Here is a 13,942-nt window from a genome sequence, read left to right on the forward strand (position 1 = left end):
GCAGCCCGAAATAGTGTGATTATGTGTGATTTAGAGCGTTTTCTGATTGATTTCAAGGCACTTACCGAGGACGAAACGTCCTTGGAATACGACCTTGACAACCATTTTTTTGACGCGCTCGAAGGTGCACAGGTGCAAGAAGGCTCGCTGCATGTGTCGGGGTCTATACGCAAGGCCGTCGGCTTTTTTGAGCTTCAACTTCACACCACTGGCACCATTCGCATCCCCTGCGACCGCTGTCTGGACCTGATGGACCAGCCCATAGAGGCCGACTTGCGCTTAGTTATCAAGCTGGGCGACACATACACCGAGGAGGATGACATCATCACAGTGGAAGAGCACGATCCCGTACTCAACATTGCATGGTTCATCTACGAGTCAATCATATTGGCGGTACCCATCCAGCACGTTCATCAACCTGGCGATTGCAACGATGCTATGATGCGAGTGCTTGAACAGCATTCGGCTGCCCGAAGCAGTGATGCGGACGCACAAGAGATAGACCCGCGGTGGAGTGCACTACTCAAGTTAAAAGAAAAAAGTTAAATTTTAAATAGTAAATCATTATGGCACATCCTAAAAGAAGACAATCAAACACTCGTACCGCCAAACGTCGTACTCACGACAAGGCTGTAGCTCCTACACTGGCAGTATGCCCTAACTGTGGCGCTTACTATGTTTACCACACAGTATGCCCAACATGCGGATACTATCGCGGTAAGGTTGCTATCAAGATGGACGAAGAAGTAGCTGAATAAGAATGGGAAAGATTAACGCGATCATCACCGGCGTCGGAGGCTACGTGCCTGACTACGTCCTCACCAACGAGGAATTGTCGCGCATGGTCGACACCAACGATGAATGGATTATGACGCGTGTCGGAATCAAGGAGCGCCGAATCCTCACAGAAGAGGGTCTCGGCACTTCTTATATGGCGCGCAAGGCTGCCAAGCAGCTCATGAAGAAGACGGGCGCCGATCCCGATTCTATTGATGCTTTGATTGTAGCCACCTCTACATCCGACTATCACTTTCCATCTACTGCCAGCATCGTCATTGGCAAGTTAGGATTGAAGAATGCCATGGCATTCGATTTTTCGGCAGCCTGTTGTGGATTTCTCTATTCGCTGAACGTTGCTTCATGCATGATTCAAAGTGGACGCTACAAGCGCATCATCCTGATTGGTGCCGACAAGATGTCGTCGGCTACTGACTATAAGGACCGTAGCACTTGTCCGCTCTTCGGTGATGGTGCTGGTGCAGTGATGCTTGAAGGCACAGAGGAAGAAAACATCGGACTGATAGACTCTTACCTTCGTACCGATGGCATGGGACTGCCTTTCCTTCACATGAAGGCCGGTGGTTCGGTCAGTCCTGCCAGCCATTTCACCGTAGATCACCGCATGCACTATACCTATCAGGAAGGTCGCACGGTGTTCCGCTATGCAGTGACCAACATGAGTGACGACTGTGCACTCATCGCTGAGCGCAACGGACTGAACAAGGACAACATCGCTTGGGTGATTCCTCATCAGGCAAACATGCGTATCATCGAGGCTGTTGCCAAGCGTTTGGAACTGCCCATGGATCAAGTGATGGTCAATATCGAGCACTATGGTAACACTTCTGCAGCCACCATTCCCTTGGCTCTATGGGAATATGAGTCTAAACTGAAGAAGGGTGACAATATCATCATGACTGCTTTCGGAGCTGGTTTCGTTCATGGAGCCAACTATCTCCGTTGGGCTTATGATGGCAAGTAAACATAACCATTACAGTACAAGAGAGGCGAAGCATCTGCATAGATACTTCGCCTCTTTTATTTGCTGCTCACAGACATTGTGTCCCTTCATTATAAGCTGAAATCAAAGTGGCACTATAGCGTCACTAAAGCGCCACTTTACGAATGCCATTGCGCCACTTTACTACGACGAAAGTGATGCTTGCACACATCAAGTCAACAGGCCTGCCACGGAAAGAACTCCCATAAAAATTTGGTTCTTTTATGGCTTCTTAGTAACTTTGCACCCAATTATGCTAAACAATATACTTACACAAGAGGAATGTCAGCAGATGACAGCCCTCATCAAACAAAGCGAAACGATTGTCATCACCTGCCATCAGAACCCAGATGGCGATGCTTTGGGCGCAAGTTTAGGTTGGGCAGAATACTTACGCGTCGTCTTTGGGAAAGAAGCACAAATCTTCATTCCCGACCAATATCCAGACTATCTGCAGTGGATGCCCAACACACAAAAGATTGTACGCTTCGATAAGTTCCAACAAGGTTGTGAATGGACCCTGAAAAACTGCGACTTAATATTCTGTTTAGACTTCAACACCGCCTCACGCGTCGATCAAATGCAACAGGCTTTGTGTGCTTCGCCTGCCAAGAAAGTGCTGATTGACCACCACCCCAACCCCGATGTAGATGCCGTGCTGACCGTGTCGCGCCCCAAAGCCTCTTCTACCTGCGAGCTGATATTCCGTCTAGTATGGCAGATGGGAGGCTTCGAACAGCTGGAGAAGAACTTTGCCATCCCCGTATATTGCGGTATGATGACAGACACAGGCGGCTTCACTTACAACTCTAATGATCCAGACATCTTCTTCATCATCGGAGAACTGCTGACCAAGCATATCAACAAAGACAAGATCTATCGCAACGTGTTCCACAACTTCTCAGAAGATCGTATCAGGCTGATGGGCTACGTGATGTATCAAAGTTTGGTTGTTGACAGCGAGAGACATGCCAGCTTTTTCACACTGACACGCGACATTCTGAAGAAATTCAACTTCGTAAAGGGCGATGCCGAGGGACTTGTCAACATGCCCTTACAAATAAAAGGTCACAAATTGAGCATCTCTCTACGCGAAGATACAGAAAAAGACAACACCATCTGGGTAAGCCTTCGAAGCGTTGACCAGTTCCCCTGCAACGAGATGGCAGCTCAGTTTTTCAATGGTGGCGGCCACTTAAATGCATCTGGCGGACGACTCTTTTGTTCGATGGACGAAGCCATCAACATCACCAAGAGCGCCATATTGGCCTTCGAGAAACAACTGAAATGAAATATGGCAACCGTTAAATAAACACAAGCAGTAACAATTTCTTCAAGTTATCCAAGCCACTATTCACTTTTATTTCGTATCTTTGCAATTGATTTTCAGAACAAAATAGTAAAATGAAACATAAAATCATAGCACTGTTGTCGCTCCTCTGTCTTGCTGCCACATTTGTGGCTTGCAACGATTATGAAACCTACGGCGACAAAAAGGACAAAGAGCGCGCTGCTATCAAGCAATTCTTGGCAGACTCAGCCATCAATGTCATCAGCGAGGATGTGTTCCACAAGCAGGGAGACATCACCAATAACGATAAGAATGAGTTTGTATATATGAACAACACCGGCGTCTATATGCAGATTGTGCATAAAGGATGCGGCGAGCCCCTGCGCGATGGAGAGAATAGCGACCTGATGGTAAGATTCCTTGAACTGTGCCTGCTTGACTCCTCTGCCATATACAACGACACGGCTCCCTATGATGTTGACGTGATGAACGTGCGCCGTCAAGGCAACGTGTTCACCGCCTCACTGACAGATGGCGTCATGATGTCGGCCTATAACACCGAGTCTGTGCCCACAGGTTGGCTGGTACCGCTGAAATACGTCAACGTAGGTCGGCCACGTACAGAAGACGACCAGATTGCGAAAGTACGTCTCATCGTGCCCCACACCCAAGGTCACAGCGTAGCCAGCAGCTATGTTTATCCCTATTATTACGAGATTAGTTTTGTACGTTCTATTGATATATGACACTGATTAAATCCATTTCGGGTATCCGCGGAACAATCGGCGGACACACGGGCGACACGCTCAACCCGCTTGACATCGTAAAGTTCACAACCGCTTACGCTACCTTTATCGGTGGCAAGCGTATTGTTGTAGGCCGCGACGGCCGCATCTCTGGCCCCATGGTTCGCGACATTGTCTGCGGCACACTGGTAGGTATGGGCTACGAAGTGATTGACATCGGTTTGGCTACTACGCCAACCACAGAGTTGGCCGTACGCTGGCACGAAGCCGATGGAGGCATCATTATCACCGCCAGCCACAACCCCACACAGTGGAATGCGCTGAAATTGCTAAACCGTGAGGGAGAATTTCTGACAGCTGCCGACGGTGCCGAGGTACTGCGCATTGCAGATGAAGAAGACTTCAACTATGCGCCAGTAGAGAAATTGGGAAGCGTCATCACCGACGACACGATGAACCGACAGCACATTCAGTCGGTTCTCGACCTGAAATTGGTAGATGTAGAGGCCATCAAGAAACGCAAGTTCCGCGTTTGTGCCGACACCATCAACTCAGTAGGCGGTGTCATTCTGCCCGAGTTCTTCAAGGCTCTTGGCGTAGATTTCGAGATTCTGAATGGCGAATGCACTGGTCAGTTTGCCCACAATCCCGAGCCGTTGGAGAAGAACCTGCAGGGCATCATGGACAAGATGCGCCAGGGCGGTTTCGACCTGGGCATCGTGGTCGACCCTGATGTTGACCGTCTTGCCTTCATCTGCGAAGACGGCAAGATGTTTGGCGAGGAATACACGCTGGTCAGCGTAGCCGACTACGTACTGTCACACGACAAGGGAAACACCGTCAGCAACCTCTCTTCCACCCGTGCTCTGCGCGATATCACCGAGCGCCATGGTGGCAAATACACCGCCGCAGCTGTCGGCGAGGTGAACGTTACCACGAAGATGAAAGAGGTGGGCGCCGTGATCGGTGGCGAAGGAAATGGCGGTGTCATCTATCCCGAGAGCCACTACGGCCGCGATGCGCTGGTAGGTATTGGTCTGTTCCTGAGCAGTCTGGCACAGAAAGGCATAAAGGTCAGCGAACTGCGCAAGACCTTCCCCGACTATCAGATAGCCAAGAACCGCATTGACCTGACTCCAGAGACCGACGTTGATGCCATCCTGGTCAAGGTGAAAGAGATGTTTGCTGGCAATCCGGAGGCTACGGTCAACGACATTGACGGCGTCAAGATAGACTTCCCCACCATGTGGGTTCACCTGCGCAAATCAAACACAGAGCCTATCATCCGTGTTTACAGCGAAGCTCAAACCATGGAAGAGGCTGACGCCATCGGTAAGAAGCTGATGCAGGTGGTCTATGACATGCAATAAGAAATCACAACATATCGCAAAAAGTAAGACAGCTGCTTTGTCAATGACAAGGCAGCTGTCTTACTTTTCTACATAAACAAGTGCTCCAACGAGGGCACTATGATTCGTCCACGAGCCAGTTGAAGCAGTCCTTCGCTCTGCATCGCATTCAGCTCGCGCGACACATCCAAGCGGCTATCGCCTACCTCCTGTGCCAGATTGCGCATCAGGATATGAAAAATTTTCTGTCCAGCGGGATAGGTGCAATGGTCCAACAGGAAACGAACAATTCGTTCACGCAGATTCTGCGGAGCTCGTCGCCAGGGCAGATGCGCACGTCGCTGCGACAACGTGGACAGCAAGTTGAACAAATTCAGTCGGAAAATCAGAAAGTCTTCAAGCAAACGCATCACCTCATCCTTTGAGAGAACAATAAAATGTGCCTCAGTCAGCGTGTTCACGGTGTAAAGATACTGCGGTTGTGCACCAAACAGAACCTCTGGCTGAACAAGCCAAGGTGCATGCACCTGCTCGCTGACCATATACGCATAGTCGTCACTCTGACGTTGAAACTCCAGTTCTCCACTGATCAAGAAGAGCAGTTGCTTGCATGTTTCCCCTTCGTGGATAATGGTCTTTCGCGGTGGTTGCTTTTGAAATCCAAATTTTGTATTACCAGCCAACTGCAGCAGTTCCGAACGGCTCATGCCTTGGAACAACGGGAACTGCAACAGTTGGTCGTAGATATGCATAACAGAAACTATTCAACAATCCAATCCTTCACGGCATCAGAATGCCACACCACAGGATTCCCATCTTCATCATTATAAATGAAATAGGCAGCCAGCTCGGGATGGCGTGCCAGCACCTCTTTAGCCTTTTCGACCCCCATCACCATGAATGATGTGGCATAGGCATCGGCCACCGCACACTCATCGGCAAATACGGTGGCCGACAACAGAGTCAGCTGCACAGGATATCCCGTACGGGGGTCAATCGTATGTGCATACTTCTTACCATCCTTATAGTAGAAGTTACGGTAGTTGCCACTGGTAGCCATCGCCTTATCCGTGATGTTCAAGACAGCCTGCATCTCGCCATCAATATGCAGTGAGTCGTCAACAGGCTTCATCACACCAATACGCCACGGTGTATCATTGGGGCTTTTGCCGCTGACAACCACCTCTCCGCCAATCTCAACCATGTAATCAGAGATACCTTTCGCGTCAAGCAGACGTGCCACCTCATCGCAGCCGAAGCCCTTCGCGATGGCGCTGAAATCTAATTGGTCACGCACTCTCAGCAGGCTGTCCACCTGTTCTTTAGTGGGCAACTGCTCATGTTTGAAGCCAAATCCCCAGGCATTGACCAGCGGTGCCACCGTGATATCGAAGGCACCCTCCGTGTCCTTATTCACTGTTTGTGCCAACTGGAAGAGCGATTTATACATCTCACTCTGAGGCCACTCCTCGCCTCTGTTCAGATGAGAGACCGTTGACTTTTCATTAAACATCGAGAACTCGCCGTCAACAGCCATCAGCACCTCTTCTATTTCCTTCTGCAAATCCTTGTCATAGGCATAGGTCACATGATAGACCGTTCCGAAGATCATACCCGTATTCTTCTGAAAGCCTTGCGGCTGGCAGGCTGCCACCAACATCACACAGAGTAAAGCAAGTAATAGCGTTGTCTGTTTCATGATTATATGTCAATACTTACATTAAACGTTGCGCCCAAATTGCCTGAATCCTGTATGCCATAGCCCGGAACATACCAAGCCTGCCCAATCTGATTGTCATTGTGCGACATACGCATGCGGTAACGGACACTCCACCCTAGATGGAGCGGACCAGCTATCTTAGCATCAATGCCAAACAGCACTTCAGCCCAGTGTTGATAGAGACGTCTGTCTTTCACCTCAGTAGCAGCATTCCATTGCCACACAGGATCCTTAGATGCGGGTTGCGAAATATCCACCTTATAATTAGTATAGGCATAGCGCACACCAGCAAAAATGCGATTGCCCGTATGCTTTTTCTTCATGATGTTCACATCAACACCCACACGAAAATAGGGTGCCTCCGTACGATATGTGATACCCGTCACAGCGTCGTTCTCATGATTAGCCTTGCCATAGCCCACCTCAACAACCGGGAAATACTGGTCATGCAGATTCAGTCGCAATGCACCTTCATACTGTCCATAGTCGCTCAACAACATCTGAGCTGCACCCACCAGATCGGCCGACACCGCAAAGCCCCGGAAGAAGGGCACGCTATCGCGTTCCAACTTCAAGAACCCCTGTGCGAGAACCGTCTGTGGTCCCATCAGCAATAAGAGACTAATGGCTATTCTTGAAATGTATCTCGATATGTTTCGCTGATGTATCATAAGTCACAGATGGATTGAGAACAAACAAAGTATCTATGGCAACATGCGTAGCACGTACCTGTGTGATTGTATGAAAGAAATGGGTAGCACAGTCAACCGACTCGAAATGCGGTATATCCTTCTTCTTTATCCACACCGTATCAACAGTCGTCGTCTTCTGTCGGTTATAGATTTCAAAAACAAGAGTATCTTCAGCAAGACCATAACTTACGGGCAAAGCAAACTTTGTGATATCCACGCCACGGTTCAATATAATCGTATCCTTCCGGTCGGCTCTCTTTGTCAGTACGGTCAACGTGTCTTTGAGCGTATCGCTCAAGACATAGTTCACCTCTACCGTGGTCTGAATAGGACAGTCAATGCTTGAGCATGCCGTTAAGGCTGCTGCCACTATCATCCCAAAAGCCACCACTTTCAGTCGCATCATATCTTTGTCTCAATCTGATAGTCATTACGATTATTCGAAGAGCGGCTCACCAAATCGCCCAGGAAGCCAGTTAGGAAGAACTGCGTCCCCATCATCATCATTGTCAGAGAGATGTAGAAGAAAGGGGAATCTGTCACCAAACGCTCTGGTATTCCAGCAGCCAAGCAGTATAGTTTATTGGCACCGATAATGACAGCAGACAGAAAACCGACCAAGAACATCAGTGTGCCCAGAAAGCCAAACACATGCATCGGCTTCTTGCCAAACGAAGAGAGAAACCACAATGTGAGCAGATCCAGATAACCATTAACGAAGCGGTTCCAACCCATAAATTTAGAAGTGCCATACTTACGGGCCTGATGATGCACTACTTTCTCACCGATTTTGTCAAATCCTGCCTGTTTAGCCAAGTAAGGAATATAGCGATGCATCTCTCCATACACCTCGATATTCTTGACCACATCACGACGATAAGCCTTCAAACCACAGTTAAAATCGTGCAGGTTGCTGATGCCGCTCACCTTGCGGGCTGTCGCATTAAAGAGTTTTGTGGGCAGTGTCTTTGACAATGGGTCGTAGCGTTTCTGCTTATAGCCACTCACCAGGTCGTATTTTTCCTCAGTAATCATCCGGTAGAGCGCAGGTATCTCATCTGGCGAATCCTGAAGGTCGGCATCCATCGTAATCACCACATCGCCCTGTGCTTCGGCAAAACCACAATAGAGCGCAGGACTCTTACCGTAGTTACGGCGGAACTTGATACCCTTGACTTGAGGCGAACGAGCCTGCAGTTGTTTGATAATCTCCCACGAACCATCGGTAGAACCATCGCTGACGAAGATAACCTCGTAAGAGAAGTGATTCTCTTGCATCACGCGTTCAATCCATCCAAACAGTTCGCCGATTGATTCTTCCTCATTATAAAGAGGTATTACTACTGATATATCCATACTATTCTTTGATTATTCAAGTAAACATTAGCTTTTCGCACCGACTTTTCGCTGCAAGAGTCCAGCGATAGGCAGTCCGACAAGCACGCCCAACATCAAGTTGGTGGTGAGCATATTCAGCGACAGGTCTATCGGACGCATTGCCCCCAACGTGTTCAATGCGTCTTCAACTACCTGCTGCATGCCTGCCTGCTTGATTACTTCGGCATTCTCTGGCAGTTCCATCATTTTGGCATACATACCCAACAGGTAGCCCTGATCCAGGAAATTAAAATAGCAGAACTGGGCTATAGCAAAAAGCAGTGAGCCGTAGAAGAACAATAAGACGACGTATGCCCAGCCACGTAGAAACGAAATACTACCTTCTAAACCATAATCTCGAAAGTTTTTCAAACGTTTCCACACGAGTATTGGCGTGGCAAAAGCCAGCAATAAAGCAACAATACTGTAGCCTGGCGAAGCCAGCCCAAGAAGATAAAAGACAAAGCTGGCTATCCATAAAAGAGCCAACCACAACCCGTCTGCACGGGCAAATGCCTTTAACTGTATATAATCGTTCAAAGCCAATTAATTAACTATTTTGAATTATAACACGAAAAACGATGCAAATATACGCATTTTCCGCCATATAACACGGGCGTTGTCTTAAAAAATAGTTAAAACAACAAAATTCCCAGCTAATCATTCTTAATTATTAATTTAATTATGTACCTTTGCACCCGCTTAAAAGCAACCACGGGTAAGTCCTGTACGGCCAGCTCCCTTGGAATCCCCCAGGACGGGAACGTAGCAAGGGTACTCGGTTGTAGCGGCGCGATATAGATCGCTTACCCACCCGCCTCTTTAGCTCAGTTGGCCAGAGCACGTGATTTGTAATCTCGGGGTCGTTGGTTCGAATCCGACAAGAGGCTCTTCTAAACGACAAAGGACAGATGCAACGTCTGTCCTTTGTCGTTTTCTATAGTTTATTGGCGACCATCGCTGCTTGGTGTATGCGATTGCCCATGCCTATACCATCGCACATATTTCCCGCCAGAATCAACCCGGGATATTGCTGTTCGACACACGCTATTGCTTCAAATCTTGTACCACTATCCTCACCATACTGAGGAATAGCGTGTTCATGACGGAAAATGCGTATCATGTCGGGCTCCATTGTCTTGGGATATTTCAACAGAGAATGGAACGCATCAATGACCATCTCACGTATCTCGTCATCGCTTTTCTGCAGATAGTCGGCATGGCGTGCACCACCCATAAAATAGGAGTAGAGGGCGCCTCCCACTGGAGCTCGCTGCACGAAACACTCTGAAGGAAACAGTATGCCGAGCAGCTGCTTCTGTTCTTTGCTGGGTATCAGACCGCCGAAAGCGGGATAGTTCAAGCCATGCGAATCACGAATACCAACACACACTTGGATGACAGGAGCATAATAGAGACTGCTGATAGGGTCCATGAGCGTGCGAGGGATAAAGGGCAACAAATCTGGCAGTGCATAAGCCCCCACCGTTGTGACAACGTGACGACAAATAACCTCTTCACAGCCATTGTTATAAGTCACACGCCAGGTATGGTCCTCACGGGGTTGCACTTTTATCTGCTGAGTTCCTGTCACGATGTCTGCATCCTGAGCCAAGGCATCTACCATCTTCTGCAGACCACCACGGGCTGAGAACACCTTTTTCGTGACCAGCCGGTCGCGGTCGGTCTTAGGCTCTTTTCGCTTTGCGATGGCACCGCGCACAAAACTGCCGTAGTTCGCTTCCAGATGATAGAGCTTTGGCAAAGCAAAGCGTGTGGTCAGTTTCATGGGATCACCGGCATATACGCCCGACACAAATGGGTCAACAGCATACTCGAAGAACGAACGTCCCAATCTTCGTTGCGCCAGCGCACCCACCGACTCATTGGGGTTTGTTCCTTTCTGTCGCCACGGCTCGCCCAGAATGCGAAACTTGTCTTTCAACGTGAACAGCGGCGTGGTGACAGCAGACACAGGTCCCGAAGGAAGTGCATGAAACTTGTCTCCCTTCCATATCAGACGTCGCTTAGACGACTCGCGGGCGGTTTCTAAGTCACAACGTCCCTTCAGGTCTTGAAACAGTTCTGCCACTTCAGGAAACGAGACCACACCTGTATTGGGGCCGCTCTCAAACGTAAACCCCTCTTCTGTGAAAGTGTGTATCTGACCTCCCACACGATTTTGTTTCTCTAATACGAGAACATCACGCCCCTTTTTTCTCAGGTTGAAAGCCGTAGCAAGACCGGTCAGTCCTGCACCAATAACAACGATATCACGTTCTTGCGTCATCTCTTATATCGGATTTGAAAATTGTTTATCTGTATGTTGTACCAACGGATCGAGTGCAGCCGCTACACATCTTACCAGCGGTCTGCCATCACTATGCACCTGGATATGCTGTTCGTCAAAGTCTATAATGCCGTCATGGGCCATCTCCTTCAGTCGCTCTTCGTCATAACAGCAAGCGCCACGAAGTTCGTCAACGCTGACACCTAAGCGATCTGCCACCTCCTTCCAATTTAGATAATAGTTGCACATCAAGGTCTCAACCACCTCGCGCACCATCTTCTGTGCACTGGTGAGCTGGCAACCACGGCGTATATACAGTTGCTGCCGTCCTATGGTCTCAATATATTCCTTGATATCACGTCCGTTCTGCGCGTAGGCATCATCCAACTGACTAATGGCCGTCACGCCAAAAGCATAGACCTGCGCCGTGGTCCTGCGTGTACAGTAGCCTTGGAAGTTGCGGTGCAGGGCACCCGACTGCAAGGCAGTGAAGAGTTCATCCTCGGGTAACACGAAGTGATCGAGTCCTATACGTTGATAGCCCGCCTGCGTCAGGACGCCGGATGCCACCTCAAACATGCGGTTTTTCTCTTCCACCGATGGCAGACCTATGCGGTCCAGAATCTGCTGACGGGGAAAGAGCTTAGGCAGATGCGCATACGAGAACGTGACCAGACGGTCGGGACGCAAAGCTGCTGCCTGCTCGATAGTTTGCTGAAATGAGGCAGCAGACTGATGTGGCAGGCCGTAAATAAAGTCGAAGTTGACCGTTGCCCCCGATGCTCGCAGAATGTCGAGTACGGCCTTCATAGGCAACAGCGAAGGACGTCGGTTGACAGCTTTCAGCACATCCTCCTTCAAATCTTGCATGCCGATGCTATAGCGCGTAAATCCACAAGTAGTCAACCGTTGCCAATCTTGTTCGTTCAGATAACCAGGATGACACTCAATCGCAATCTCTGGTCTTTCAATCACTGGAGCAATACTCAGCAGATGCTCGTTCAGCTCCTTGACCATCTCTATTGGAATCGACGTTGGACTGCCACCGCCATAATGTATCTGGGCAATCTTCCTGCTACGGTCTATATGCTTTGCCACCAAGTCAATCTCTTGGTGCAAGGCTTCCACATAAGCCTTCACCGTCTCGGGCGCTGCAGCAGGATAAGAGTTACAACCACAATAGTGGCACAAATGACGACAGAATGGAATATGCAGATAGAACGAAATTTGGTTCTGTCTGGCCTTGTCGGATGCCTCTACCGCACGCAGATAGTCTGACTCTGTGAAATTTCCGAAATAGTTTGCTGGTGGATAGCTGGTGTATCTGGGCACCGGCTTATTGTATTTTTGAATAATCTCGGGCTGCATAGCTACTTTCTGAAAAAGATAAGGATATATAATAGTGAGACAATGGCAATGATACATTCGGTGAGAAACAGACCATGATAGTCGAAATGGTCAGCAACGCTGCCACTCAGAGAAGCGATAATGATACCACTTAGATGGGTCAGCACGGTCTGTATGGTAAAGTCTGTACCCTCACGCCCCTTACGCACACACTCCATCGCCGAGGTATAAACAACGATGGTGGCCATGCCATAGCTGGACCACATCAGGACAATGCCGAAATAGAGCAACCATGCTGAGGGCTGGGATACATACGACATAGTCAGAAAATAGAGCGTGGTCAGCAGGATGAACGTGGCAAACAGCACTCGGGAGACACGGATACCAATACGACGGACCACAAAGCCTGCACCAAAAGAGGCGCAGAAGGCTGCCGACGTTCCCACGATGCCACTCATCACACCGATTTCTTTCATGGTATAACCTAAGTCAACCAGCCAAGGACGCATCATCGACAGGATGCCGATCATGCTGGCATAGTAAAGCAACAGGAAACCGATCTGCCGCCAGATGCCACGCTGTGCAAAGAACGAGGCGAAGTCGGTCCATCTGGCACGTTCCTTCACGGTCTTGGCCACAATCTCAGGCTCACGACGCATGATGAGAGGAACCAGCATCAGCAACACGAAAGCTCCTAGACACAGGGTGACCGTACGCCAGCCGAAGGCATGCAGTATCAACAACAAGAGCCCGCTGCCTATCAGCGCTCCGCCAAAGCTCCCCATCGACTGCATACTGTTCACCATGCTCTTATCCTTACCTCCGTGCATCAGGATAGCCAGGGCATCGGTGGCAATATCCTGTGTGGCCGAAGCCACCAGCGACAGACATACCAGTGCTATAATCAGATAGAGGTTGGTGCCCACATCCAACAAACCAGCCAACACGATGAACAGTGCATACACACACTCGCTGCCGATGATGCAGCGACGGAAGTCGCGCCCTGTCAGACAGTGACGATCTACCAGTGGCGACCACAAGAACTTAAGTACCCACGGCAACTTCACCAACTGCAACAGTCCGATCGTTGCCAACGAGTAGTGAGCCTCGCGCATCATCACCTGTAGCGCTGTCGCGAAGAAACTGGATGGAATACTCTGGGCAATGTAAAGGCAGAAGAACATCGGTAGTCCGATGCCTCCTCTGCCTTCTTTGCTTATTATGTGGTTAATCTTTGTTTGAACTTCTGATTGCATATATTAATTAAATATCAAATATAAGCGATGTGCCAAAAGACACTGGACGTCCCTGCTGACCATACCCCTGACTGGTCTTGAAGTAGTATGTCAG

The 13,942-nt window shown here is 49.2% G+C and carries 16 protein-coding genes and 1 tRNA gene (1 of these 17 cut by a window edge); 7 read left to right on the forward strand and 10 right to left on the reverse strand.

The features are described 5' to 3' along the window. Positions 1 to 21 precede the first annotated feature (21 nt). The 6 genes from L6472_RS11085 to glmM all read left to right on the forward strand — a co-directional run bounded on the left by L6472_RS11085 (position 22) and on the right by glmM (position 5,187). The gene (locus tag L6472_RS11085) at positions 22 to 546 is read left to right on the forward strand and encodes a DUF177 domain-containing protein (RefSeq protein WP_237805092.1); all 525 of its coding nucleotides are present in this window, start codon (positions 22 to 24) and stop codon (positions 544 to 546) included. A gap of 20 nt (positions 547 to 566) precedes the next feature. Beyond that, a complete protein-coding gene (rpmF, locus tag L6472_RS11090) occupies positions 567 to 758 on the forward strand; it encodes a 50S ribosomal protein L32 (protein ID WP_081778395.1) in 192 nt (63 codons plus the stop codon). Between the two features lie 2 nt (positions 759 to 760). Beyond that, the gene (locus tag L6472_RS11095) at positions 761 to 1,762 is read left to right on the forward strand and encodes a beta-ketoacyl-ACP synthase III (RefSeq protein ID WP_237805094.1); all 1,002 of its coding nucleotides are present in this window, start codon (positions 761 to 763) and stop codon (positions 1,760 to 1,762) included. A gap of 271 nt (positions 1,763 to 2,033) precedes the next feature. Next, a complete protein-coding gene (locus L6472_RS11100; protein WP_237805096.1) occupies positions 2,034 to 3,071 on the forward strand; it encodes a bifunctional oligoribonuclease/PAP phosphatase NrnA in 1,038 nt (345 codons plus the stop codon). A gap of 113 nt (positions 3,072 to 3,184) precedes the next feature. After that, positions 3,185 to 3,817, forward strand: a complete 633-nt coding sequence (locus L6472_RS11105) for a DUF4827 domain-containing protein (RefSeq protein ID WP_237805098.1) — start codon at positions 3,185 to 3,187, stop codon at positions 3,815 to 3,817. After that, positions 3,814 to 5,187, forward strand: coding sequence for a phosphoglucosamine mutase (gene glmM, locus L6472_RS11110; RefSeq protein WP_237805100.1), 1,374 nt, complete (start codon positions 3,814 to 3,816; stop codon positions 5,185 to 5,187). Before L6472_RS11105 ends, glmM begins: the two co-directional genes overlap by 4 nt. Before the next feature lie 68 nt (positions 5,188 to 5,255). Here the strand turns inward: glmM and L6472_RS11115 are convergent, their stop codons facing one another. The 6 genes from L6472_RS11115 to L6472_RS11140 are packed head-to-tail and all read right to left on the reverse strand — an operon-like array spanning position 5,256 to position 9,495. Continuing rightward, positions 5,256 to 5,918, reverse strand: coding sequence for a Crp/Fnr family transcriptional regulator (locus L6472_RS11115; protein ID WP_237805102.1), 663 nt, complete (start codon positions 5,916 to 5,918; stop codon positions 5,256 to 5,258). An 8-nt stretch (positions 5,919 to 5,926) separates the two neighbouring features. Then, positions 5,927 to 6,865, reverse strand: a complete 939-nt coding sequence (locus L6472_RS11120; RefSeq protein ID WP_370640847.1) for an FAD:protein FMN transferase — start codon at positions 6,863 to 6,865, stop codon at positions 5,927 to 5,929. 2 nt (positions 6,866 to 6,867) lie between these two features. After that, positions 6,868 to 7,494 carry a DUF6048 family protein gene (locus tag L6472_RS11125; RefSeq protein ID WP_237805104.1) on the reverse strand — a complete coding sequence of 209 codons (627 nt, stop codon included), beginning with the start codon at positions 7,492 to 7,494 and terminating at the stop codon, positions 6,868 to 6,870. 13 nt (positions 7,495 to 7,507) lie between these two features. Next, on the reverse strand, positions 7,508 to 7,984 hold the full coding sequence (locus L6472_RS11130; protein ID WP_237805106.1) for a DUF6452 family protein: 477 nt from the start codon (positions 7,982 to 7,984) through the stop codon (positions 7,508 to 7,510). Then, positions 7,981 to 8,934 carry a glycosyltransferase family 2 protein gene (locus L6472_RS11135; RefSeq protein ID WP_237805108.1) on the reverse strand — a complete coding sequence of 318 codons (954 nt, stop codon included), beginning with the start codon at positions 8,932 to 8,934 and terminating at the stop codon, positions 7,981 to 7,983. Before L6472_RS11135 ends, L6472_RS11130 begins: the two co-directional genes overlap by 4 nt. Before the next feature lie 27 nt (positions 8,935 to 8,961). Continuing rightward, a complete protein-coding gene (locus L6472_RS11140) occupies positions 8,962 to 9,495 on the reverse strand; it encodes a DUF4199 domain-containing protein (RefSeq protein WP_237805110.1) in 534 nt (177 codons plus the stop codon). 276 nt (positions 9,496 to 9,771) lie between these two features. On the opposite strand from L6472_RS11140, the gene L6472_RS11145 reads away from it, so the two are divergent. Then, positions 9,772 to 9,845, forward strand: a tRNA-Thr gene (locus L6472_RS11145). Between the two features lie 47 nt (positions 9,846 to 9,892). Here L6472_RS11145 and hemG read toward each other — a convergent pair. The 4 genes in view from hemG to L6472_RS11165 are tightly spaced (at most 31 nt apart) and all read right to left on the reverse strand, a layout consistent with a single transcriptional unit that may run on beyond the window. Beyond that, complete coding sequence (gene hemG / locus L6472_RS11150) at positions 9,893 to 11,245, reverse strand: protoporphyrinogen oxidase (RefSeq protein ID WP_237805112.1); 1,353 nt, start codon at positions 11,243 to 11,245, stop codon at positions 9,893 to 9,895. Between the two features lie 3 nt (positions 11,246 to 11,248). Continuing rightward, positions 11,249 to 12,613: an oxygen-independent coproporphyrinogen III oxidase gene (gene hemN, locus L6472_RS11155; RefSeq protein ID WP_237805114.1), complete on the reverse strand. Its 1,365-nt coding sequence runs from the start codon at positions 12,611 to 12,613 to the stop codon at positions 11,249 to 11,251. A gap of 2 nt (positions 12,614 to 12,615) precedes the next feature. Beyond that, complete coding sequence (locus L6472_RS11160) at positions 12,616 to 13,824, reverse strand: MFS transporter (RefSeq protein ID WP_370640914.1); 1,209 nt, start codon at positions 13,822 to 13,824, stop codon at positions 12,616 to 12,618. A gap of 31 nt (positions 13,825 to 13,855) precedes the next feature. After that, positions 13,856 to 13,942 carry the final stretch of a TonB-dependent receptor gene (locus L6472_RS11165; protein ID WP_237805116.1) on the reverse strand. The gene runs 1,932 nt beyond the window's last position, so the window shows 87 of its 2,019 coding nt (coding positions 1,933–2,019); its start codon lies off the right edge, out of view; the stop codon is at positions 13,856 to 13,858.

It is taken from the genome of Prevotella sp. E13-17 (genome assembly GCF_022024035.1).
In the GTDB taxonomy this organism is placed as follows: Bacteria; Bacteroidota; Bacteroidia; order Bacteroidales; family Bacteroidaceae; genus Prevotella.